The following is a 20,909-nucleotide window of genomic DNA, read 5'->3' on the forward strand; positions in this document are numbered from 1 at the left end:
CATGAACTTCGCCACCTGGTCGCTTCGCAATCCCATTCCTGCGATCCTGATGTTCGTGCTGTTGTCGCTGGCGGGCCTGCGCGGGTTCGAGCAGCTGTCGATCCAGGCGCTGCCGGACATGGAGTTGCCCGCAGTGAGCATCGTCCTGGCGCAACCCGGCGCGGCCCCGGCCCAGCTTGAGGTCGAGGTCGCGCGCAAGGTCGAGAACTCGCTGGCCGCTGTCGGCCTGCTCAAGCACACACGCACCTCGATCACCGAGGGCCAGGTCGAGATCCGCGCCGAGTTCGCGCTCGAGAAGCGCCTGTCGGACGCGCTCCTCGACACGAAAGATGCCGTCGACCGGATCCGATCGGATCTGCCTGTCGATCTGCTGCAGCCGGCCGTCAGCGCGGTGACCGTCGGCGGCGGTCCGATCCTCACCTACGCCATCGCCTCGACGCGCATGACCGACGAAGCGCTCTCATGGTTCGTCGACGATACGGTCAGCAAGGCCTTGCTGGCGGTGCCCGGCGTGGGCCGGGTCGACCGGCAGGGCGGCGTGCAGCGCGAGGTGCGCGTCGAAGTCGATCCGGTCCGGCTTGCCGCCCACGGCGTGACGGCCGTCGATGTCTCGCGCGGGCTTCGCCGTACGCAGATGGACGCGTCCGGAGGGCGTACCCAGCTGGGCCTTGCCGAACAGTCGGTGCGCACGGTCGCAACGGTCAAGCAAGCGGGAGAGCTGGCCGCGCTGCCGCTCACCCTGGCCGACGGCCGCGAGCTGCGCCTCGACCAGGTGGCCACTGTCCACGACGCCTCCGCGCAGCGGACGCAGGGCGCATTGCTGAACGGCCAGCCGGTGGTCGGCTTCAGCGTCTACCGGGCCAAGGGCTTCGACGAGACCCGCATCGCCGACGGCGTCGCCAAGGCGATCGCGAAGCTGGAGGCGAACGATCCGAAGCTGCGCGTAACACCCGTGTCGGGCTCGGTCGACTACACCCGCGAGCAGTACCGCGGCTCGATGCAGATGCTGTACGAGGGCGCGATCCTGGCCGTGCTGGTCGTCTGGTGGTTCCTGCGCGACTGGCGCGCGACGCTGGTGGCGGCAGCGGCACTGCCGCTGTCGATCCTGCCGGCCTTTGCAGCCATGGCGTGGCTCGGCTATTCCCTCAACATGCTGACGCTGCTTGCGCTGGCGGTCGTCGTGGGCATTCTGGTGGACGACGCGATCGTCGAAATCGAGAACATCGAACGCCATCGCCGGATGGGCAAGCCGGTGCAGTTGGCGACCGTCGACGCGGTCAACGAGATCGCCCTGGCCGTGATCGCGACCACGATGACCTTGGTGGTCGTGTTCGTGCCGACAGCGCTGATGAGCGGCATACCGGGGCTCTTGTTCAGGCAGTTCGGCTGGACGGTGGTGATCGCGGTGCTGTCGTCGCTGCTGGTGGCGCGGCTGCTCACACCGATGATGGCGGCCTGGCTGCTCAAGGACCGGCCGCATGAAGCCGAATCCGGGAAGGACGGCGCACTGATGCGCGGCTATCTTGCCGCCGTGCGCTGGTGCCTGGCCCATCGCAAGACGACGCTGGGGGCAGCCACTGCCTTCTTCCTGGGCGCGCTTGCACTGGTGCCACTGATTCCGAGCGGCCTGATCCCGCCATCGGACCGGGGCTTCATCTCGGTCAACCTCGAGCTTGCGCCCGGCAGCTCGCTGGCGGAGACGCTCGCCGCGTCGGAGCGAGCCCGTCTCGCACTCGTTCAGATCCCGGGCGTACGCGGCGTGTTCACGGCCGCGGGCGTCGCGCCTCCGGGCGGCGACGCGCCGGCCTCCGACGTGCGAAGGAGCACGCTGACCCTGGTGCTGGCGCCGCGCGACGAGCGGCCCGGCCAGATGGAGGTCGAGAAAAAGGTGCGTCAGGCGCTGGCGGGCGTTCCGGGTGCGCGGTTCGCCGTTGCCGGCGAAGGCCCCGGGGAGAAGCTGTCGCTGATCCTGGCAAGCGACAACGCGGAGGCGCTCAAGTCCAGCGCGCAGGCATTCGAACGTGAGCTTCGCGGTTTGAGCGGCCTCACGGGCATTGCATCGACCGCCAGCCTGGAGCGCCCGGAGATCGTCGTGCGCCCCGACCTGCAGCGCGCCGCCGAGCTCGGCGTGAGCACCACGGTGATCGGGGAGACGGTCCGCATCGCCACCAGCGGCGATTTCGACGCCCAGCTGGCCAAGCTCAACCTCGACCAGCGGCAGGTCGGCATCCGGGTAAGCGTTGCGGATGCGGCGCGCCAGGATCTTGCGGTGCTGTCGAACCTGCGCGTGCCGGCGCGAACCGGCCTTGTGCCGCTCGGCAGCGTTGCCACGCTCTCGCTGGAAAGCGGTCCGGCGCAGATCGATCGATTCGACCGCCAACGGTATGTCACGGTCAGTGCCGATCTGGGCGGCATGCCGATGGGGCCCGCGCTGGCCGCGGCACGCGCGCTGCCGGCAGCGCTGGAGATGCCTTCCGGCGTGGCGATGATCGAGACCGGCGATGCCGAGCTTGCGTCGGAGCTCGCCTCGGGCTTCGGCATGGCGATCCTCGTCGGCGTGCTCTGCATGTTCTGCGTGTTGGTGCTGCTCTTCAAGGACTTCTTGCAGCCAGTGACCATCCTCTCGGCCATACCGCTGTCGCTGGGCGGTGCCTTCATCACTCTGGTGCTTGCGCGCAGCGAGTTCAACGTGCCGTCGATGATCGGCCTCGTGATGCTCATGGGCATCGTGGCGAAGAACTCGATCCTGCTCGTCGAGTACGCGGTGGTCGGCATTCGCGACCGCGGCCTGTCGATGTTCGATGCACTGGTCGATGCCTGCCACAAGCGGGCACGCCCGATCATCATGACGACCTTCGCGATGATCGCGGGCATGCTGCCGATCGCGCTCGGGCTTGGTCCTGACGCGAGCTTCCGCCAGCCCATGGCGATCTCCGTGATCGGCGGCCTCGTCACATCCACCTTGCTGAGCCTGTTGGTGGTGCCGGTGGTCTTCACCTATGCGGAGGGTGTCGAGCAGGCGTTCAAACGCCGCTTCGCCCGCCAGTCGCCCGTGCCCGCATCCGTTCCTGCATCGCAGGCCGCGCCATGACCCGCCGCATCGCTGCAATTGCCGCACTTCTCTCCGGGCTGCTCCTGGTCGGCTGTGCCGTCCCCCAGCGGCCCGATCCCATGGAGGCGATGAACCGTCGGGTCTTCGCCTTCAACGATGCGCTGGACGAGGCGGTGCTTGCGCCGGTGGCGCGCGGCTATGCCAGGGTCGTGCCCGCACCGGTTCGCCACAGCGTGGGCAATGTCTTCGCCAATCCGCTGGACGTGGGTTCCGCCATCAACCTGTTCCTGCAGGGCCGCCCGATCGACGGGTTGTCGGACCTGGCCCGCTTCGGAGTCAACACCACCGTCGGCGTGTTCGGCATCTTCGATCCCGCAACACCTTGGGGCATGCCGCGCCACGGTGAGGACTTCGGCCAGACGCTCGGCAGGTGGGGCGTGGGTCCGGGCGCCTACGTGGTCTGGCCACTGCTCGGGCCTTCGGTGCTGCGCGATTCGCTGGCCATGCCGGTGGACTACGTCACCTCGCCGAGGTTCGAGCTCGCGGCCATGCCATTGCAGATCACCCAGGCGCGGTCGTCGCTGCTGTCGGCGTCCTCGATGCTCGACGCGGTCGCGCTCGACCGCTACCTCTTCGTGCGTGATTTCTACCTGCAACGCCGCCAGAGCCTTGTGCACGACGGCAATCCGCCGGCTTCCACATCGACGGATGCCGATGCCGGCTCCTTTTCTTCTTCCAACCCTCAGGTACCCACAGATGAATGAATTCCATCCTCGACTCGACGCCGGCGCCCGCGCCTTGCTGATGGCCGCGCTCGCACTGGGCGGGCTCGCTGCGCCCGCCGCGTGGGCTGAAGAGCCCACCGGAAACCGGGAGGGCACCTCTCAATGGGGCCTGGGCATCGGCCTCGGCTTCGAGCGCAGCCCCTACCGCGAGTTCGACGACAAGGCGCGCGTGTTACCGCTGATCCTGTATGAGAACAGGTACGTCAGCATCCAGGGCCCCAGCCTGGACGTGAAACTGCCGTCGGCAGGTCCGGTGGCGTTCCGGCTGCGTGCCCGCTATGCCGGCGATGGTTACGAAGCCGAAGACTCGCCCTATCTCACCGGCATGGACGAGCGCAAGGCCGGCGTCTGGCTCGGCGGCGCCGCAGCCTGGCGCAGCGACGCTGCCGACCTGTCGGCCGAACTCCTGGCGGATGGATCGGGTCACAGCAACGGTACGAAGTTCAAGCTGCAGCTGGAGCGCCGTTTTGCATCCGGTGCATTCGGCCTCACGCCGCGTGTCTCGGCGCAGTGGCTCGACAAGAAGTACGTCGGCTACTACTACGGCGTGCGTGCGTCCGAGGCTCGGGTCGACCGCGTGCGCTACGACGGCCGCTCGACCGTGAATCTCGAACTGGGCTTGCGCCTCGACTACGCGATCGCGCCGAAGCAGAACCTGTTTGTCGACTTCAGCGCAACGCGTCTCGGCAGTGGCATCAAGGAGAGTCCGCTGGTCGAACGCTCGAGCTCGACCGCGGTGCGGATCGGCTACGCCTATCGGTTTTGACGATCCGGCGGACCCGCCACCAAGCTAGGCGGGTTCTGCGGCGGGAAAGAGGATCCGGATGCCTAAGCCGCGTCCCTCCAGGCCTTCCGAGGTCCGGATCCTCGCGTGGTGAAGCTGGGCGATGCCCGCTACCAGCGACATGCCGATGCCGCTGCCGCGCGCATCGGCGCCGGCAGCCCGGTAGAAGCGGCGGAAGATGGCCTCGCGCTCGGCCTCCGGCACGCCGGGGCCATCGTCCGCGACCTCGAGATAGACGAACGGTCCGCCGGGGCTGGCGTCATGTCCGCAACTGATCCTGATGCGCGCATCCGCGGGCGTGTGGCGCAGCGCGTTGTCCACCAGGTTGCGCAGCAGGATGCCGATCTCGTCGACATTGCATTGGATGGGGGCGGCTTCGATGGCAAGGGTGATGGAGCGCGACTGCTTCTGTGCGTACACCTCGAACTCGCGCATGATGTGAAGGATCAGTTCGCTGAGGTCGGCGTTCGTGTGTTCCGGCGCGTTTGCACCGGCATTGAGCCGGGCGAGATCAAGCAATTGCTCCGACAGCCGGACGGTGCGCTCCACGACGACGACGAGCTTCGCCAAGGCGGCGTCCTTCTCGGCGGTCGTCTGCGCATGCATGGCGACCTGCGCCTGGGCCTGGAGCGCGGAAAGCGGTGTGCGCAGTTCGTGCGCCGCGTCGGCGATGAAACGGCGCTCGCCTTCCACCGCCCCGCTCAGTTGCGCGAGCACATGGTTGAACGACGCGACCAGAGGCTGGAGTTCGGACGGCAGCGCCTGTCCCGACAGCGGCGTGAGATCGAAGCTTCGCCGGCCGCGCAGCGCTGCCCCCACGGCCTCCACCGGCCTGAGGGAGCGGTGCACCGCGAACCACATCAGCCCGCCGACCAGCATCAGCAGGAGCGTGTTGAGTGCCAGCGCGACGAGTGCCCTTTTCTGCATCTCGCCGGCGACCAGGCTGTGCACGTTGCCCACCTGGACGTAGACGCGTCCGGTGCTGTCGGAGACGGAATACACGCGCCAGTGCACACCATCGATCACGCTGGTCGCAGGCCCTTCGGCGAAGTCCGGCCGCAGCGCCGTGGCCGGCGAGCCGGGCGTGCTTGCCACCATGCGGCTGCGGTCCAACCAGACCTGGAACACCAGTTGTGCGCTGTCGGGCGAGGCAGCGTGGCGAAGCTTCAGGCTCTCGCCGCTTGCCTGCAGCTCCTTGCCCGCGGGAAGCGACAGCAGGAAGCGCGTGGCGATGGACTCCAACTTGTCGTCCCAGACGCTGTTCTGGCTGTGCGTGAAATACAGCACCAGCGCCGCGAGCGCGATCGTCCAGCAGAGCACCACCGTCGCCAGGACGGTCAGCATCCGGGACCGCAGCGATCTCATGCTTGTGGCTGTCCGATCACGTACCCGTGGCCATGCACCGTGCGGATGACATCGTCCCCGAGCTTCCTGCGCAGCTGGTGGATGAAGACGGCGATGGTGTTGCTCTCGATGGTGCTGCTTGTCCCGTAGACCACATCCTGCAACTGGTTGCGCGTGACCACGTGGCCCGGGCGCGCAAGCAGGGCCAGAAGGGTGCGGTATTCATGCGCGCTCAGCGGTACCTCGGTGCCGCCGCGTGTCACCACGCGCTTGCTGCGGTCGATCGTCACGTCCCCATGCGTGACCACCGGGACCACCCGGCCCTCGCTGCGGCGGATGACGGCTCTCACCCGCGCCCAGAGCTCATCGAACTGGAACGGCTTGACCAGATAGTCGTCGGCCCCTGCATCCAGCCCCTGGATGCGCTCACTGAGCTGGCCCCGGGCGGTCAGCATGAGCACCGGTGTCGGGTCGTAGCGGCTTCGAAGCGCGCGCAACACCGTCAGTCCGGAGTCACCCGGCAGGCCGATGTCGAGCAGGATGGCCGAGTAGTTGTGGTCCACGAGAGCCAGGCGCGCACCCGAGGCATCTCCGACGTGATCGATGCTCCAAGCGATCTGGCTCGCGCCTTCGCATACCGCCTCTGCGAGCATTCGGTCGTCTTCGACGAGAAGGAGGTGCATGGTGGTGACATTCGGTGGATCGCGCCGAAACGGATCATGACACCACCCGATTAAATTCTCGTTAAGCGGAAAAGCAGGGCAGAAGCCAGAATTTCGGGTCCATGCCTTGGCGACATCACAAGCGGTGCGCGGTTGCGCCTTGCCAGCCGCATCACTGCAGGACGATGTTCATCTTCCTTGCCATGTCATTGAAGGCGCGCACATCGGCATCCGAGCGTTGCTCGAATTCCTTCGCGGTCTGGAAGTGCGGCACCAATCCCAGTGCAGCGATGCGCTTTTGCGTGCCCTTGTCGCCGATGACCTTCGCCAGATCCGCCTGGAGCTTCGCGACCACATGTTCCGGCGTTGCGCGCGGAACGATCACGCCGTAGTAGGGGCTGACCGCCAGGCCAGGCAGCGATTCGTTCAGCGTCGGATGCTGTTCCCATCCTTCGAACCGGTTCTCGCCGAGCATGGCCAGCACCTTCATCTTGCCGGCGTTGATGTGCTGCGCCAGGCCGACCAGCGGGTCGACCAGCACATCCAGGCGTCCACCGAGCAGCTCGGACTGGGCTGTCCCGTTGCTGTTGAAGCCCACCTTGAGCATGGAGAAACCGCCGCGGCGCATCAGGATCTCCATGCCCATATAGGTCGCGCCGAGACCGGCGATGCCGTAGTTCACCGTGTTCGGATTGGCCTTGGCGTAGGCGACCAGTTCCTTGACGTTGTTGAACGGGGCATCGGGGCGCGCGACCAATGCCATCTGCACTTCCACCAGATTGGCGACGCCGCGCCAGTCCTCGCGCTTGTACGGCGTCTTGTAGAAGATCGGGTTGACGGCCAGGTTCGCACCGGCCATGCCGAGCGTGTAGCCGTCGGGCTTGGACTTGGTCACGAAGTCGGTACCGACCACCGTGGCGGCACCGGGTTTGTAGTCGATGAGCACAGGCTGGCTCCAGAGGTCCTGGAGCCGCTCCGCCACGATGCGGTAGAGCGCGTCCGCGCCTCCCGGGCCGAACGGCATGACGATCTTGACGGGCTGGCTGGGATAGGCGTCGGCTGCGGCCGACGCGAAGGCAGCGCCAAACGCGGTCGAGGCCATCCACTGGAGGGCGGTACGCCGGCTGAAAGAGTGGGGCATTCGGAAACTCCGGGTTGGGTCAGGCCGTGCCGCGTGCGAGGACGTGCTGGCGGTCGAGATTGGCTTGAAATTCTTCTTGCGGAAGGCCGGTCCCGGGCGCCGTCGCGCGCAGGCGGTAGTAGTCGTGGTACGGACGGTAGGCATCATGGAGGCGCCGCAGTTCGTCCACCGCCGCCGGGTGGAAATCCACCCGGAGGTCGAGCTCGGGATAGTCCTCCCGGTCGACCACGACGATGGCAGCCGATCGTTCCGGCAGACGTCCGCTCCGGCCGGCCTGACCTCCGGCATCCCGTGCGGCCTCGATCGCTGCGAGCAGACGGTCCTCGAGGGCATCGTCCGTTCGCCGGGTGAATGCTTCGCACATGGCGTCCAGCACGCGCTGGTCGGCCAGCACGTTGCCGAAGGCCGCGAAGTCCTCGCCGATGAAGTGGCCGGCCCAGCCGCGGGCCTGTGTGCCCGTGAACACGGCCGGGCGACCGCTGCGGCCCATCACGCATGTCTGGCGGTATTCGGCGTGCGGATCGTCGGCCTGCAGGATCTGCAGCACATGGGCCGCCGAGAACCCCGCACCGAGCAGGCGCAATGCGGTGGACTGATTGGCCTGGCGCGGGAACGCCTGTGTGATGGCGATGCCGACGTTGGCCTGCATGCCGCGGCAAAGCTGCCCCGCGACGAGCGAGTAAGTGGCGATGGCCATGCCCAGCTTCCCGCTGGTCGGGCATCTGGCGGCAATGGTGTAGGTCATGAGGTCGGAGTCCTTGGTTGGGGGCTGGGCCCGGTTGGAGCGGCAAGTCTCCTGCGACGGGCACAGCGACACAATTTGCAAGTTTGGGTGGCTGCCTTCGCTGCCGAACAAGGCTCCTGAACGGTGCGTATATTGCGTCGGTCATCACCCTGGATTGACCCGCCATGCAGTTTGATTTCTCGGATCTCCTCTTGTTCGTGCGCGTCGTGGAAGCCGGCAGCATCACCCATGGCGCTGCAAGAGCGCATCGGTCGCTGGCCGCGGCCAGCGTGCAGATCAAGGAGATGGAGCGCGTCATCGGTTCGCCGCTGCTGGTGCGTGACCGCCTCGGGGTCACGCCCACCGACGCAGGGCGTGCACTGCTGCAGCACAGCTACCGCCTGCTCGATGGCATGCAGCAGCTCAAGGACGAGATGGCCGCGTACGCGGAGCGCACCAGTGGCTACGTCAAGGTCTATTCCAACTCCGCGTCGCTGCTGGAATTCCTGGGCCGGCCGCTCGCTCGGTTCCTGGTGCAGAACCCGGCTGTGGACGTGAACATCGAGGAAGTCGCCAATCACCTGATCCCGGACGCGGTGCGGGAAGGCAAGGCCGACTTCGGCATCGTGGCGCAGTCCGTCGACATGAAGTCGCTGGAGTCCGTTCCCTACCGCAGCGACCGCTACGTGGTCGTTGGGCCGGTGCAGGGAGCGCTTGCGGATGGAGCGGAGGTGGACTTCGTCGACCTGCTTGAATTTGATTTTGTCGGGCTGGGTCGCGGAACGGCGATCCAGGTCATGCTCGAAGACGTGGCGCATCGACAGGGCAGGAAGTTCAGGCACCGTGCGCAGCTGCGCGGCTTTGACATGGCATGCCATCTCGCAGCGCAGGGCGCCGGCATCGCACTGATCCCGGAAACGACGGCACGGTCGATGCGGGGGATTGCCGACTTCAACGTCGTCCGGTTGCGCGACGAATGGGCGCAACTGGACATGGTGATCTGCAAGCCGCCCGACGCCGACTTGTCCGTGCATGCACGCGCCCTGATCCGGTTCCTGCGGGACTGGAACGAACAGGAAAGCGCCTAGATCTCTGCTCGGCACGCGAAGCAGGCTGCCGCGTCTTGCGATGCGGCAGGGGAGGGTTGCTGTCGATGGAGAAAAAAGCGAAATTCCCGTATATTCGTAAATCCGTTCTAAATACCAGCGACTACTCCTGAGGTCCGACCGAAATTCCTGATATGAGAGAAAGTGGCAATCCATGTCCAGCCTGAGCAAGATGCTGGAAGTGCTGCGGCTGATCACGCCGTCGAGACCCACCGTCGACGCGGCGCGGGTTTGCGCGGTGCTGGACTGTGGTCCGTCGACCGCCTACCGGTACATCCGCGAACTCACCGAGGCAGGTTTGCTCGTCAGGTTGCCCGGCGGCTACGCTCTCGGCGCGAGGATCATCCAGCTCGATCTCCAGATGAGGCAGACCGATCCGTTGCTTCACCACGGCCGTGAACTGCTGGAGGCGCTCGCGGCAGAGACCGGCCTGAGCGCGCTGCTCAGCGAGCTCTATGACGACACGGTGATCACGCTGCACGAGGAGGGCGGCAGCGGCATGGCGGCACTCCAGTTCGGACGCGGCCGTGCGATGCCGCTGCACCGGGGGGCAACAGGGCGAATCATCCTCGCCCATCTGCAGCCCAGGTCAATGCGACGGGTCTTCGATCGACTCCAGGCGGCGGACAGCGCGCTGCCGGAGTGGCGCCAGCTGTCCAAGGAGATGCTCGCGTTGCGCAAGAAGGGCTACTGCGTCACCCGTGGAGAGATGGAAGTCGGCCGCGTGGGTCTCTCCGCGCCCATCTTCGACGAGAACCAGAGGGTGCTCGGCAGCATCAGCGTCGTTGGCGATGTCCGGCAGTTCGAGATGTTCAACGAGGAATTCCTGGCCTCGCGCGTCATAGAGGCCGCTGCGGCCCTGACGGAGTGCATCAGCCGTCCAACGAAAGCTGCAGCAGCGGATCCCGCACCCGTTGAGCGAGCGAAACCTTCGCCCGCCAGGCGCAAGCGATCGTGAGCTTTCAAGTGCCGACGAAAGCGCTTCTTCGCGACTGACTGCCGCTGCAAGTTTGTATGTATACGTTCCAAATGAATTGAAAAAAACTACATGTCCTTAGGGAAAATAGTTACTTGACGCTGAGTGCCGGCTTCATTAATGTATGTACAAATACAAAATAGCTCGACGCTTCTTCTCTGAAACTCACAACTCGACGCAACCACTGTGAATCGCAAACCTCGTATTTCCATCATCGGCGCAGGACTCGGGGGATTGGTCGCCGCCATCGCAGCGCAGCGCGCCGGCTTCGAGGTGCGCGGGTTCGAGCAGGCTCGCGCCTTCGGTGAGGTCGGCGCCGGAATCCAGCTGGGCCCCAATGCCGTCAACGTTTTGACGGCCCTCGGCCTCGGTGAGGGGCTGGCGCGTTTCGGTGCGCAACCCAGGAACCACGTGGCCCGAAACTGGCGCACCGGCCGTGAGCTGTTCAGGTCTCCCACGCGCGAAGCTTGCATCGAGCAGTTCGGCTCCCCCTTCTTCCAGGTCCAGCGCTCGGATCTTCACGAGCATCTGCGAACCGTGCTGGCTGAGGACACGTTCCAGCTGAACAAGCGTCTGGTTGGACTCCAGCAGAACGAGCATTCGGTGATCGCGCGCTTCGCGGACAACACCGAAGAGGAGAGCGATGTACTGATCGGTGCCGATGGCATCCATTCGAGCGTCCGCGCGGAATTGCTTGGCGAGGATGCGCCCCGGTTCACGGGGGTGATCTGCTGGCGCGGCCAGGTGGATGCTTCGAGGCTGCCCGCAGGGCTCATTCCGCCGGACTCCCTGAACTGGATGGGGCCGAAAGGATGCATCGTTCATTACTACGTGCGCCCGGATCGCCTCGTCAACTGGATCGCGCATCGCAAGGTGGATGTGTGGGCAGAGGAGTCCTGGTCGGTGCCTGGTGACAAGCAGGAACTGATGGACGCTTTCAAGGGCTGGCATCCATCGCTGCTCACGCTTCTCGGCGCGACCGACAAATGCTTCAAGTGGGGGCTGTTCGATAGGGATCCTCTGCCGAAGTGGTCGGAGGGCCGGGTCAGCTTGCTGGGTGACAGCGCTCATCCGATGCTGCCTTTCTTCGCGCAAGGGGGGGCCATCGCGATGGAGGACGGACTGGTGCTTGCGCGTGTACTGGCTGCGCATTCGGATCCCATCGAAGCGCTTCGTGTGTACGAGTCCGTCCGCAAGGGCAGAACGTCGCGCGTCCAACTCAGCTCCAGAGATCGGGCGGATGTGTGCCAGACGCAGTCGGCTTGGTCTCAGATTCGCCGCGACGTGGGATACAAGCTGGACCAATGGCTCCGCCCCGGGGGAGCCATTCGCCGTGCCGACTGGATCTACGGCTACGACGCCGCTCAGGTGCCGGTGTGATGCCTTCGGGCGACACCGACATGTTCTGCTCCAAGTGAGCTCACTAGGACTCACACGTTCAGGAGGCCTTCGCCATGTCGATCCATCGCCGCCATCTGGTCTGCCTTGCAATGCTCATGCCCTGGCTCGGCATCCACCAAGCATCCGCGCAGTCGTACCCCGCGCGCACCGTCACGATCATCGTCCCCTATGCGCCCGGCGGAGCCGTCGATGTCATGGGGCGGCTTCTGGCGACGAAGCTGTCCGACCGGATGCAGGTTCCGGTGATCGTCAAGAACGTACCCGGTGCGAGTGGAACGATCGGAATCGGCGAGGTCGCGAGATCGGCTGGAGACGGCTACACGTTGCTTTACGCACCAAGCACGATCGCGATCTTTCCGGCCTTGTTCCAGAAGCTTCGTTTCGATCCAGTCAAGGACCTGCGCCCAGTCACCCAGTTCATCGCAAGCTCGATGTTGATCGCCGCTCACCCGCAGATGGAGGTTCAGTCAGTCCAGGAATTGATCGCTCTGGCCAAGGCCAAGCCTGGGAAGCTGTTCTTTGGCTCGGCCGGCGTCGCCGACACCCTTCAACTGGGCATGGAGATGTTCAAGGTGGAGACAGGCACGGACCTGGTTGCAGTTCCCTACAAAGGCCAGGGGCCGATGTATGCCGCCATGCTGGGTGGCGAGGTGACTGTCGGCCTTCTCTCGATTCAGCTTGCACTGCCTGCAATCCGAAGTCGAAAGCTGAAGGCCTTGGCTGTCACTGGTCCGAAGCGCTCTGCGGCACTTCCTGAAGTTCCGACGGTGGGGGAGACGGTGCCCGGCTATGAATTGACGAGCTGGCACGGCGTGTTCGCGCCGTCGACCGCGCCTCGCGAGGTCATCGACCGGATCCAGCGCGAGATATCGGAGATCAGCAAGGATCCTTCGGTTCGCAAGACCGTCGAAGATGCCGGCAACGAGGTTGTCGCGAGCACTCCCGAGGCATTCCAGGCCAAGTTCCTCGGCGACGTGTCGAAGTTCAACACGGTCGTCCGTGAGGCCAGGCTTCCACCGCAGGATTGATCTCGCCTTCAAGAAGGAGCTCAGGAAATGTCTCAATACACAAAGGGTCCGTCGCGCGTGATTGGTACGGATCAAGGCGATTCGTACTGGCAGCCGGTTCCGCATCGGGGCTACATGACTGTGAAGGTCGGACCCGGTGTCGAAGGCGATCCGGATCCAGGGTTCGCTTTCGGCATCCAGGTGATGCCGCCTGGATGCCACGTCCGAGAGCACGGGCACGCCCGAAACACCGAGGTCCTGTTTGTCTACGAAGGCACGGGCTACGCGGAGATCGACGGTGTACGCAGCCAGATCGGTCCGGGGACCACGATCTTGCTTGGCAAGTACTGCGGCCACTCGATCGTCAACGAAGGCGACTGCGACATGAAGTTCGCCTGGTTCTTCACGCCCCCTGGCCTGGACGAGGTGGTGCGGGCCATGGGGGCGCCGCGCAAGCTGGGGGATGAGCCGCCGACGACCTTCCAGCGTCCAGCGAACATTTCCGAGATCCTGCAGTCGGCAGGGTGGGCGACGCCGGAACAGATCGCCGCCGCGAGCCGCGCATGACCGACGCGAAGCTGCATCGGGGGTTCACCCAGAACGAATTGGACGCGGCCTACAACAACATCGCAGCGGTTGCCGATTTCCCTGGGACGGTGGCCGGATGGCGTGAACGGTCAGCGGTCACGGCACGGGCGTTGGGGGCCAAGCTGGACCTCGTGTACGGCGCCCAGCTGCGGGAGTGTTTTGACTACTATCCTGCGAAGCGATCGGCCGCGCCGCTGTTGCTTTTCATACATGGTGGGTATTGGCAAGGGGGAGAGAAGCGCTCCGTCGGCTTCCTCGCAGAGGGGCCGGTCGCACGCGGTTTTGCTGTGGCCAACCTGGAGTACACGGTCGCGCCGGAAGCAACGCTGGCGCAAATGGTCGATGGCGTACGCCGTGCGCTGGCCTGCATTCGTGGAAGAGCAGGGGAGTTGGAATTCGATGCCAACCGCATTGTCTTGGCAGGTCACTCGGCAGGAGCCCATTTGATGTGTGTCGGGGCTCTCGGCACCGAAGGAATCGTCGGAGGCATCGCGATCAGCGGGCTCTACGACCTCGAGCCCATCCGGCTGAGCTACTTGAACGCCAAGCTTGGACTCACGGACGATGATGTGGAGCGGCTCAGCCCGATGAAGCATCTTCCGGCCGCTTCGACGCCGCTCACCATCACGGTGGGTGCCAGGGAGCTTCCTGAGCTGATTCGGCAATCCCGTGAATTCGCCGACGCCAGTGGAATGAACTACCTGCCGCTCGAGCCTCACGATCATTTTTCGATCCTCGACGAACTGGCCAACGAGGACGGCACGCTATGCAGCTTGCTTCAGGAGTTCGCTTGAGCTGGTCTGTCCATCAGGCGGACTCTAGTTTTACTTTGAGCGTTGATTGATCTAGAGTCTGCCGGCTCATTCCACTCAACCCTTCCTTTTCTTAAGGGTGCAATGCTTCGAAATCTGATTCAAACAATGGCCTGCGTGGTCAGTCTGGTGCTGCCGCTGTCAGCGGTGGCGCAGGGGGGCGGTGGGAACTATCCCAGCAAGCCCATTCGCCTGCTGATTCCGTATGCGCCCGGCGGACTGACCGACTCCCTTGGGCGGGCGATTGCCGAGCACATGACGCAGGCGCTCAAGCAGACCGTCGTCGTGGAGAACCGGCCCGGCGCTGGCACGCTGGTCGGAGCCCGAGCTGCTTCTTTGGCTGTACCCGATGGATACACCTTGTTGATGGCGACCAGCACGACGCTGGCGGCGGCGCCGGCCATGTACAAGGATCACATCGATCCGCTCACCGGACTCACGCCGATCACGCTCGTTGCGACGAACCCGTTCTTCCTTGTCTCCAGTGGGACCAGCGGCTACAAGTCGGTGCAAGACGTGGTTCAGGACGCGAAGAAGCAGGGCGGCAAAGGGCTTTCCTATGGGTCGGCCGGTCCAGGCACGCCGCATCACCTCATCATGGAGATGTTCCGGGAGGAAGCCCGGATCGATCTGGTGCACGTGCCGTATTCCGGCAGCGGGACGGCCATCAATGGCCTGTTCGACGGCAGTTTCAACATCATGGTCACGGACCTCGCTCCGGCACGAGGCTTCCTCCAGTCGGGCAGGTTGACGGCCCTCGCCGTGGCGGATCCCACGCGCAGCAGCTTCCTGCCCGATGTGCCGACCTTCGCGGAAGCGGGCCTGCCCGATGTGAGCCTGACAGCGTGGCAGGCGATCGTGGGGCCGCCGAACCTGCCACCGGCGATCGTGGCGCGCATCAGCGATGCGGTGCTCGCGCTGGTGGATTCACCGTCGTTCGCCGCGCGGTGCGCCGCTCTGGGGTGCGTTCCCCAGAGGTCGAAGTCGCCCGCCGAATTTCGAGAATTCGTCGTCGCCGAGCGGCAGAAGTGGAAGCGGGTTCTCTCGACCGCCAACATCGTCCAGCGGTAGGCCGCGGCGCACTTGCAGAGTTCGAAGGAGATGCCTTGAACCAAGGTCACAGCTACAGCCATACGATCGGCGGCGCGCCGGTCACGAGCAGGAATGTCTTCGAGGTCGTCAATCCGGCGCATGCGGAAGCATTCGCGATTGCGCCGGCCGGCGGCGCCCTGGAGGTGGATGCCGCCGTCCGGGCGGCGCTGGCGGCGTTTCCGGCCTGGACATCGACACCGCACGACCTGCGTGTCCACAAGCTCCTCGCGTTCGCCGACAGGATCGATGCCGAGAAGGACATGCTGGCGCGCCTGCTCACCATGGAGCAGGGCAAGCCGCTCGCGCGCGCCGAGGACGAGATCGGCAACGCGACGAAGTACCTGCGCAAACTCGTGCAACTGCCGATGGGACCCGACAGGCTCACGGCATCCGACGGCAGGCAGGTCGAGATCCACCACCGATCCCTGGGCGTGATCGCTGCGATCACGCCGTGGAATGTGCCGGTCCTGCTCGCCATCTGGAAGATCGGGCATGCCTTGGTGACTGGCAACACGATGGTGCTCAAGCCCGCCCCGACGACACCGCTGACGTCCCTGTGCTTGGGCGAGATCGGGCGCGAAACCCTGCCCCCAGGCGTGCTCAATGTCGTGGCCGGCGGCAACGAGGTCGGCGAGGCCATGGTCACCCATCCGGACGTGGCGAAGATATCGTTCACCGGATCGGTCGCCGTGGGCAGGAAGATCGGCGCGGCCGCCGCTTCGGCGCTGAAGCGCGTCACGCTCGAACTCGGCGGCAACGACGCGGCGATCGTTCTCGACGACGCCGATGTCGATACCGTCGCGCCCGCTGTGTTCGCCGCCGCCTTCACCAACGCCGGCCAGGCCTGCATGGCGATCAAGCGCCTGTACGTGCACGAATCCCGGTTCGACAGCTTCGTCCGAAGCCTGCGGTCGAGCTGCGACCAGTTGGTGGTCGGCAACGGATTGGACGAGGGCGTGCAGATGGGGCCGATACAGAACAGGCGGCAGTATGAAAGCGTGCAGTCGGTGCTGCAGGAGGCCGAGGGCGGCCCGGTCGAGTTCTACGCCGGGAAGCGGCCCGTTCCCGGCCGCGGCTACTTCCTCGCGCCGCACATCGCCATCAACCCACCTGCCGGTATGCGGGTTGTCCAGGAAGAGACCTTCGGGCCCGTGCTGCCCGTGATCTCCTACAAGACCGTCGAAGAGGCCGTGGCAGCTGCGAACGGCACCTCGTTTGGCCTGAGCGGCTCGGTCTGGACCAGCGATTGGTCCCGCGGCAAGCAGGTCGTGGCGCAGCTGGAGGTCGGCTCGGCCTGGGTCAACAAGCACGTGGACTACGACGCGCATGTGCCCTTCGGCGGAATGAAGATGTCCGGCATCGGCCGCGAGAACTCGATCTTCGGCCTGCGGCACTACACCGAAATGCAGGCGATCTACTGCTAGGCCATGGCGCGCATGCCGATACTTTCTGGAGCGGCTTTCCGTTTTGCGGATGGCTCGACCCGCTGCCGGAGGAGCAAATCTTGATCGGACGTCGATTGCTGCTGAAGGGCGCTGCGGCCGCGGGCGTCGCGGGTGCCGCTGCCCGTACGCTGCGGGCCCAAGCCTTTCCCGCGCGGCCGCTGCGGCTGGTCGTGGGATTCGCGCCCGGCGGGGCGAACGACCTGCTGGCGCGCGTGTACGCGGCAAGGGTGCAGGGCGTGCTCGGCCAGCCAGTGGTCGTGGAGAACCGTCCGGGCGCCAATTCGATCATCGCCGCGGAGCTGGTGGCGAAGGCGCCGGCAGATGGCTACACGTTGCTGGTCGCGTCCAACGGTGCCTTGGCTGTCAACCCGGCCATCTACTCCAAGCTCGGCTACGAGCCCGCCACCGACTTTGAAATACTCGGGGTGCTGGCGTTCTATCCCAGCGTGCTGATCGTCGGCGAGTCGTCGGGCCTGACCAGCCTGGCTTCGATGCGGGCTCTGTCGGTGCAGCGAGAACTCAATCACGGGGTGGGCTCCTCGTTGTTTCATCTCGCCGGCGAGTACTTCGCTCGGCAAGCGGGGCTGCGGACTGTTCACGTCAACTACAAGGGCAATGCGCCCACGGTCACTGCGGTGGCGGCGGGCGAGGTCGACTACGCGATCGTCGACCTGGCTTCTTCACTCCCGCTGCTCAAAGGCGGGAAGCTCCGCGCACTGGGTGTGACATCACGCAGAAGGAGTGCATCGCTTCCCGATACGCCGACGATCGCTGAGATGGGCTTGCCCAAGTTCGAGATGATGGGTTGGACGAGCATCGTCGCGCCCTCGGGGCTGCCCGCAGCCGTCTCGACGCAGCTGCGTGCTGCCATCGACACTTCGGCCGGGCACCCGGGCACCCTGACACAGCTCCAGCGGATGGGCATGGAGCGTGGCGCGCCGGCGGGTGCCGCGTTCGCACGTCGGGTGGCCACCGAACGTGCGCAGTGGAGGGAAATAGCAAGGGCCGCAGGTATCAAGGCGGACTAGCGGAGACAACGGAACATGATTGAAAGCGTGCATGACGGTGTTGCAGCGGCGCTCACGAAGCTGGGCGTGCGCCACGCGTTCGGCGTCGTCGGAAGCGGGAATTTCCACTTCACGAACGCGCTGGTGGCGCATGGTGTGAAGTTCACAGCGGCGCGCCACGAAGGCGGTGCCGCCACCATGGCCGACGCCTACGCCCGGATGAGCGGCGAAGTCGCAGTCGTCTCCCTGCACCAGGGTTGCGGCCTCACCAATGCGATCACGGGTATCGGGGAGGCTGCCAAGAGCCGCACGCCGCTGCTGGTGGTCTCGGGCGAAGCAACCGACCCGGCATCGAACTTCCACATCGACCAGGATGCGTTGGCCCGGTCCGTCGGTGCCTCCTCGCTCCGGCTGCGGTCGGCGGCGAGCGCTATGACGGACACGCATGCCGCCTATTCGCTCGCGCTGCGAGAGCGCCGCACCGTCCTGCTGAATCTGCCCGTGGACATGCAGCTCGAGAGCATGGATGGGTCCTGGCTTGACACGATGGCCCCGATCGAAGCGCCTCCGATTTCCTTGCCGGCCTCGTCCGACGCCAGGACGCTGGCGGACATGCTGCTGTCCGCGAGGCGACCGGTGTTCATCGCCGGGCGCGGCGCACGCGGTCTTCGTGCGCGAGAGGCCGTGGCGGCGCTGGCCGATGCCGCCGGAGCGCTCCTGGCGGAAGGCGCAGTCGCCAAAGGGCTCTTCGCGGGGCACCCTTGGGCGATCGGTGTCTCGGGCGGGTTCTCCTCGCCCTTGACGGCGCGGCTGATCGCCGATGCGGACCTGATCGTCGGCTGGGGAACCACGCTGAACATGTGGACTACCGCCCATGGCCATCTGCTCGGAAAGAACGTGAAGCTGGTGCAAGTCGACCTGGCGCAGGAGGCTCTTGGAAAGAACCAGCCCATCGACCTTGGCGTGCTGGGCGATGTCGCTGCGACCGCCCGGATGGTTGCCGAACTGCTCGCAGCAACGCGGGCCGAGCGTCCAGGCTATCGCTCGCCGCAGCTCGCACGGCGCCTGCAGTCGGAACTGCAGTGGCGAGACGTTCCGTTCGCCAATGCCAGCACCGCGGAGGCCATCGACCCGCGCACCCTGACAATCGCCCTGGACGACCTTCTCCCCGAGAACCGGATCCTCAGTGTCGATTCAGGGAACTTCATGGGCTATCCAAGCATGTACTTGAAGGTTCCGGACGAGAACGGCTTCTGCTTCACGCAGGCCTTCCAGTCGATCGGCCTCGGCCTCGCGACGGGGATCGGCGCAGCGCTTGCGCGCCCGGACCGGTTTCCCGTCGTGGCGTGTGGCGATGGCGGATTCCTTATGGGCATCGCCGAGCTCGAGACGGCCGTTCGATTGAAGCTCGGGATGCTGATCGTGGTCTACAACGACCAGGGCTACGGTGCGGAGATCTATCAGTTCAAGCCTCAAGGCCATTCGACCGAGATCGTCGAATTCCCGGACACCGATATCGCTGCCGTTGCGCGGGGTTTCGGCGCGGATGGGGTCACTGTCCGCTGCGAGGCCGATGTCGCCGAAGTGGCCGGCAGATTGAAGAGCGGCCTTCGTGGACCGCTCGTCGTGGATGCGAAGGTGGTGGGCATGCGTGCGTGGTGGGTAGGCAAGCGTTCCGTCCTCGCTCCCGATTTCAGACACTGAAGACCGGCTGGTCGAGGGACGTCAAGGCTTCCTTGGCCCAGTCTTCCGCTTTCACGCCGCGGTCCAGCAGGACCGACGCGGCCCGCACGCGCTGGGAAGCGGCATCGGTCGCCGGCGGTGCAGTCCCTTGTTCGAGCTCGCGCGCCGAACGCGCGAGCATCCTCCTTGCCATCACGATGGGCCGATCGGTGGCGACCAGGTGTTCCTTCGCGTAGTCCTGGATCGGTCCCATGCTCTCCTGAAGGGAGGCGTCCTGGATCGAGAAGCCTTCCACCCCGCTGAAGCTCTGCTTGTCCTTCTGCGCCTGCCTGTCGACGAGCCAATCGTTGCCGGGGTTGGCCAACGGGACGAAGCTGCCGGGGATGTACTTCACGTGAATGCCTTTTCCCTCGCGCATGGCTTGCAACTCTTCGGCGGGCAGCGGGCGGTCGGGCAGGAAATTGATGCTCCACGCCCAGCAACTCTCGTCATCGATCGGGATCCACATGTGGGCACCCAGCGCGTGCGGGCCGAACGGCGGGATCAGCGTGAACCACGGGAAGATCCACTGCGTGATGCGCCAGTAATGGGAGTCCTCTTCTCCGTTGCGGCGGCCGAAGATCGTCAGGCCGTGCGCCGCTTCCTCGATGTCGAAGACTGCATTCCTGTCGGCCTTGATGTACTTGTTGGCCTCCGCATGCATATGCATCGGGTCCTGTTCGAGTTCGAACCGGTGAACCCACGACGCATGGGTCGTGTCGATGCCGCCTTCCATCGCCTGGAGCCAACCGCTGGCCTGGTACCGTTTGCTGACGAAACGGTGGCTGGCAGGCAGCATGCACCACTCGAGTTCGGGCAGCTGCGGCATGTTCTCTTTCGGACCCATGTACGCCCAGAGAATGTCGCCGCGCTCGACGACCGGGTACGACTTGATCTTCATCCTGTCGGCGAGCTGCGGCACGGACGGCAATTCCATGCACTTGCCAGTCACATCGAACTTCCAGCCGTGATAGGAGCAGCGGATGCCTCCTTCTTCATTGCGGCCCAGGAAGAGGGAGACGCCCCGGTGAGGGCAGAACTCGTCGACCAGTCCCGCCCTGCCATCGGTATCGCGAAATGCCAGCAGCTTCTCGCCGAGGATCTTGACTCTCACCGGCGCGCAATCCGGCTCTCCAATCTCCGAAGCAAGCATCACGGGGACCCAGTAGCGGCGCATGAGCTGGCCCATCGGCGTGTCCGGGCCGGTGCGCACCAGCAGTTCCGCAGTGACTCTGTCCATGAGGTCCTCTTGAGTAAGTGG

18 protein-coding genes are annotated in these 20,909 nt (G+C 65.3%); 13 read left to right on the forward strand and 5 right to left on the reverse strand.

Annotated features, from left to right (window positions below; all coding sequences use genetic code 11):
* Position 1: 1 nt before the first annotated feature.
* Genes AC3A6G_RS21320 through AC3A6G_RS21330 form a run of 3 tightly spaced genes read left to right on the forward strand, consistent with a single transcriptional unit; the run spans position 2 to position 4,603 of the window.
* Complete coding sequence (locus AC3A6G_RS21320) at positions 2–3,091, forward strand: efflux RND transporter permease subunit (protein ID WP_487874489.1); 3,090 nt, start codon at positions 2–4, stop codon at positions 3,089–3,091.
* The gene (locus AC3A6G_RS21325) at positions 3,088–3,816 is read left to right on the forward strand and encodes an MlaA family lipoprotein (protein ID WP_487874490.1); all 729 of its coding nucleotides are present in this window, start codon (positions 3,088–3,090) and stop codon (positions 3,814–3,816) included. The genes AC3A6G_RS21320 and AC3A6G_RS21325 overlap by 4 nt, the downstream gene beginning before the upstream one ends.
* Positions 3,809–4,603, forward strand: coding sequence for a MipA/OmpV family protein (locus AC3A6G_RS21330; RefSeq protein WP_487862085.1), 795 nt, complete (start codon positions 3,809–3,811; stop codon positions 4,601–4,603). The genes AC3A6G_RS21325 and AC3A6G_RS21330 overlap by 8 nt, the downstream gene beginning before the upstream one ends.
* Before the next feature lie 24 nt (positions 4,604–4,627).
* Here the strand turns inward: AC3A6G_RS21330 and AC3A6G_RS21335 are convergent, their stop codons facing one another.
* The 4 genes from AC3A6G_RS21335 to AC3A6G_RS21350 form a co-directional block, all read right to left on the reverse strand.
* On the reverse strand, positions 4,628–5,965 hold the full coding sequence (locus AC3A6G_RS21335) for an ATP-binding protein (protein WP_487862084.1): 1,338 nt from the start codon (positions 5,963–5,965) through the stop codon (positions 4,628–4,630).
* Between the two features lie 17 nt (positions 5,966–5,982).
* Positions 5,983–6,648, reverse strand: coding sequence for a response regulator transcription factor (locus tag AC3A6G_RS21340; protein ID WP_487862083.1), 666 nt, complete (start codon positions 6,646–6,648; stop codon positions 5,983–5,985).
* Positions 6,649–6,799: 151 nt separating this feature from the next.
* Positions 6,800–7,768: a Bug family tripartite tricarboxylate transporter substrate binding protein gene (locus tag AC3A6G_RS21345; RefSeq protein ID WP_487862082.1), complete on the reverse strand. Its 969-nt coding sequence runs from the start codon at positions 7,766–7,768 to the stop codon at positions 6,800–6,802.
* A gap of 19 nt (positions 7,769–7,787) precedes the next feature.
* Positions 7,788–8,513, reverse strand: coding sequence for a DUF1028 domain-containing protein (locus tag AC3A6G_RS21350; RefSeq protein WP_487865060.1), 726 nt, complete (start codon positions 8,511–8,513; stop codon positions 7,788–7,790).
* Between the two features lie 164 nt (positions 8,514–8,677).
* Here AC3A6G_RS21350 and AC3A6G_RS21355 point away from each other — a divergent pair, with 164 nt between their 5' ends.
* The 10 genes from AC3A6G_RS21355 to AC3A6G_RS21400 all read left to right on the forward strand — a co-directional run bounded on the left by AC3A6G_RS21355 (position 8,678) and on the right by AC3A6G_RS21400 (position 19,630).
* Positions 8,678–9,580 (forward strand): LysR substrate-binding domain-containing protein, encoded by a 903-nt coding sequence (locus tag AC3A6G_RS21355; RefSeq protein ID WP_487862080.1) that lies wholly within the window; start codon positions 8,678–8,680, stop codon positions 9,578–9,580.
* 172 nt (positions 9,581–9,752) lie between these two features.
* The gene (locus AC3A6G_RS21360) at positions 9,753–10,556 is read left to right on the forward strand and encodes an IclR family transcriptional regulator (RefSeq protein WP_487862079.1); all 804 of its coding nucleotides are present in this window, start codon (positions 9,753–9,755) and stop codon (positions 10,554–10,556) included.
* Positions 10,557–10,760: 204 nt separating this feature from the next.
* Positions 10,761–11,954 carry an FAD-dependent monooxygenase gene (locus tag AC3A6G_RS21365; protein WP_487862078.1) on the forward strand — a complete coding sequence of 398 codons (1,194 nt, stop codon included), beginning with the start codon at positions 10,761–10,763 and terminating at the stop codon, positions 11,952–11,954.
* Between the two features lie 74 nt (positions 11,955–12,028).
* Positions 12,029–13,003, forward strand: a complete 975-nt coding sequence (locus tag AC3A6G_RS21370) for a Bug family tripartite tricarboxylate transporter substrate binding protein (RefSeq protein WP_487862077.1) — start codon at positions 12,029–12,031, stop codon at positions 13,001–13,003.
* 27 nt (positions 13,004–13,030) lie between these two features.
* Positions 13,031–13,549: a cupin domain-containing protein gene (locus AC3A6G_RS21375; protein ID WP_487862076.1), complete on the forward strand. Its 519-nt coding sequence runs from the start codon at positions 13,031–13,033 to the stop codon at positions 13,547–13,549.
* Positions 13,546–14,364 (forward strand): alpha/beta hydrolase, encoded by an 819-nt coding sequence (locus tag AC3A6G_RS21380; RefSeq protein WP_487862075.1) that lies wholly within the window; start codon positions 13,546–13,548, stop codon positions 14,362–14,364. The genes AC3A6G_RS21375 and AC3A6G_RS21380 overlap by 4 nt, the downstream gene beginning before the upstream one ends.
* Positions 14,365–14,466: 102 nt before the next feature.
* Complete coding sequence (locus tag AC3A6G_RS21385) at positions 14,467–15,453, forward strand: Bug family tripartite tricarboxylate transporter substrate binding protein (protein WP_487862074.1); 987 nt, start codon at positions 14,467–14,469, stop codon at positions 15,451–15,453.
* A gap of 35 nt (positions 15,454–15,488) precedes the next feature.
* Positions 15,489–16,898 carry an aldehyde dehydrogenase family protein gene (locus AC3A6G_RS21390; RefSeq protein ID WP_487862073.1) on the forward strand — a complete coding sequence of 470 codons (1,410 nt, stop codon included), beginning with the start codon at positions 15,489–15,491 and terminating at the stop codon, positions 16,896–16,898.
* Positions 16,899–16,978: 80 nt separating this feature from the next.
* Complete coding sequence (locus tag AC3A6G_RS21395; protein ID WP_487874491.1) at positions 16,979–17,947, forward strand: Bug family tripartite tricarboxylate transporter substrate binding protein; 969 nt, start codon at positions 16,979–16,981, stop codon at positions 17,945–17,947.
* Positions 17,948–17,962: 15 nt separating this feature from the next.
* Positions 17,963–19,630, forward strand: a complete 1,668-nt coding sequence (locus AC3A6G_RS21400; RefSeq protein WP_487862071.1) for a thiamine pyrophosphate-binding protein — start codon at positions 17,963–17,965, stop codon at positions 19,628–19,630.
* On the opposite strand, the gene AC3A6G_RS21405 is transcribed toward AC3A6G_RS21400, so the two are convergent.
* A complete protein-coding gene (locus tag AC3A6G_RS21405) occupies positions 19,620–20,888 on the reverse strand; it encodes a Rieske 2Fe-2S domain-containing protein (RefSeq protein WP_487862070.1) in 1,269 nt (422 codons plus the stop codon). The genes AC3A6G_RS21400 and AC3A6G_RS21405 overlap by 11 nt on opposite strands.
* Between the last annotated feature and the right edge of the window lie 21 nt (positions 20,889–20,909).

It is taken from the genome of Variovorax sp. Soil_C_26 (assembly GCF_057657075.1).